Below are 2,381 nucleotides of genomic sequence, written 5' to 3'. Positions count from 1 at the left end.
CGGGGAGTCCTGAGGGGCGGACGGGGGCTGCGCCGGCGCGGTGCCGGAGTCGTCGCTCCCGCCCCGGTCGGTGCCGTTCGTCGTGCGTATCGGCGGTCGGCCCGCGGCGGCCGGTCCCTGGGACCGCTCCTCGCCGCCCGGCAGGCCGGACTCCCGCCCCGCGCTCATGCGGTCGGGCGCACCGGGTGCCGAGTCACCGGAACCCCGCTCCCCCGCGCCCTGTGCGGGCTCACGGCCCTGCGGCTCGGCCGGGACGCGGCTGTCGGCCTCTTCCGGGCCCTGCCAGTCGAACCCGCCGAACGCCGGGCGGGCCGCGGTTCCGGCACCGCCGCCCCGCCGGTTGCGCTCACCGAAGGCCTGCCAGTCGGAGTCGTCGTTCACCCGTCCGCCCTGCTCCTCGCCCGCCGTCGGCGGCTGGGCCGGCCGCGGTGGGGTCGTCGGGCGCGGAGGAATGGAGGCGCGGCGTGCTTCCGTGCTCATGCACCCCCCGTTTCCTCATGTCCGGGCCGTTCGGTCGTGCGCGGGCCCTCGCCGAAGCCGTCGGTGTGGAAGACCGCCGTCCGGGCACGCATACCCGCACGGAGGGGCCGGCATCCCGGCGCGGCGGCGACGGGGGCGTACGGCCCTGCGTGCGTGCGCGTCACTCTACGGGTTGTTCCTGGGCGAACGGGAACCAGTCCGTCAGGCCGGGGGCATCTGCCCGGAACGTCCCCCTACCCTGCGGTAATCCTGTCTGGCAGGCTTCGTTCATGACTGCACGCGCCGCCGACCGGGCCCGTTACGACCGGGCCACCGCCCACCTCGACGCCCCCGTCGCGATCGTGGACCTGGACGCCTTCGACGCCAACGCGGACGATCTCGTCCGCCGGGCGGCGGGCAAACCCGTCCGTGTCGCCAGCAAGTCCGTGCGGTGCCGGGCGCTGCTCGAACGCGTCCTGGGCAAGGACGGCTTCGCGGGCATCATGTCCTTCACCCTCGCCGAGTCCCTGTGGCTGGCGCGGAGCGGCTTCGACGACATCCTGCTCGCCTACCCCTCCGCCGACCGCGCCGGATACGCCGAACTCGCCGCCGATCCCAAGCTCGCGGCCGCCGTGACCGTGATGGTCGACGACCCCGCTCAGCTCGCGTTCATCGACGCCTCCCGCGCGGGCGGCACCGAAGTGATCCGGGTCTGCCTGGAGTTGGACACCTCGCTGAAGCTGCTCGGCGGCAAGGTGCGGGTCGGTGCCCGGCGTTCGCCGCTGCACTCCCCCGCCCAGGTCGCCGACATGGCCCGCGCGGTGGCCCGGCGCCCCGGGTTCAAGGTGGTCGGGATCATGGCCTACGAGGGCCACATCGCCGGTGTCGGGGACTCCGTCGCGGGACGGCCGCTGCGGTCCCGGGCGGTCCGGCTGATGCAGGCCACCGCCCGCAAGGAGCTGGTCGAGCGCCGCGCCGCCGTGGTGCGTGCGGTACGGGCCGTCGTACCGGACCTGGAGTTCGTCAACGGCGGCGGCACGGGCAGTGTGCAGCACACCGCCGCGGAGGACGCCGTCACGGAGATCGGCGCGGGTTCGGGGCTCTATGTGCCGCGGCTGTTCGACAACTACACGTCCTTCAGCGGGCGTCCGGCGGCCCTGTTCGCCATGCCCGTCGTGCGCAGGCCCGGGGTGGGTGTCGTGACCGTCCTCGGCGGCGGCTACCCGGCGTCCGGCGCGGCCGGGCCCGACCGGCTGCCGGTGCCGTATCTGCCGGAGGGGCTGAAGTACGACCCGCAGGAGGGGCCCGGCGAGGTGCAGACCCCGCTGCTCGGCGCCCCCGCCGACGACCTGCTGCTCGGCGACAAGGTGTGGTTCCGGCACGCCAAGGCCGGTGAGCTGTGCGAGCGGTTCGAGAAGCTGCACCTGATCGAGGGCGACGCGGTGACGGCGACCGTCCCGACGTACCGCGGGGAAGGCCACACCTTCCTCTGAGTCAGCGGCCGACGACGGAGTCCGGGGGCCTGCCGCGGTCCGGCCGCTGAGTAACAGCGACCGGACGTCATCGCCGGGTCCTCGGTCCGTGCTGCCCCGTCGGCGCACCAGGTGTCCGGCGCGTCCGGCGACCGCCACGCGCTGCGACCTGACGACCCGGTGGCCCGCGGATGCCCACGCAGGCGCCGGCGGGCGCCCGCGGTACGTCGTCCGCGGCGAGCGCTTGCGGGTTGCTCCCGGAGTCGACTGGCAGCACGTACGGGCCCGGGTCGCTGCCGCCCCGGTGGTCATCGCGACGTTGTCGCGGGTGACGTACTTCGCGGGGCCCGTCCGTCGGGCAACGGCCTGCTGATGCCGTCGAGTTCGTCGTCCGGGCGGGGAGGGCGTGGTGGGTGACGGGCTCCTGGCCGTCGGTGCCGTGTCCGCCCC

At 75.0% G+C, this 2,381-nt stretch carries 1 protein-coding gene and 1 pseudogene; one reads left to right on the top strand and one right to left on the bottom strand.

Features of this window, described 5'->3' with window-relative positions; all coding sequences use genetic code 11:
- Nucleotides 1-480, bottom strand: a pseudogene (locus tag EHS43_RS42755) (hypothetical protein); the annotation flags it as partial.
- A 269-nt stretch (nt 481-749) separates the two neighbouring features.
- Between EHS43_RS42755 and EHS43_RS42750 the strand changes: the two are divergent.
- Nucleotides 750-1,952, top strand: a complete 1,203-nt coding sequence (locus tag EHS43_RS42750; RefSeq protein WP_125195844.1) for an amino acid deaminase/aldolase — start codon at nt 750-752, stop codon at nt 1,950-1,952.
- Nucleotides 1,953-2,381: the final 429 nt, after the last annotated feature.

Origin of the sequence: Streptomyces sp. RP5T, from assembly GCF_003933965.1 — a bacterium.
Lineage (GTDB): Bacteria > Actinomycetota > Actinomycetes > Streptomycetales > Streptomycetaceae > Streptomyces.
This window is presented reverse-complemented; position numbering and strand designations above follow the sequence as displayed.

Excerpts from the sequence above, each read along its gene's own strand:
- EHS43_RS42750 (WP_125195844.1), top strand. The coding sequence starts at position 750 with ATGACTGCACGCGCCGCCGACCGGGCCCGTTACGACCGGGCCACCGCC.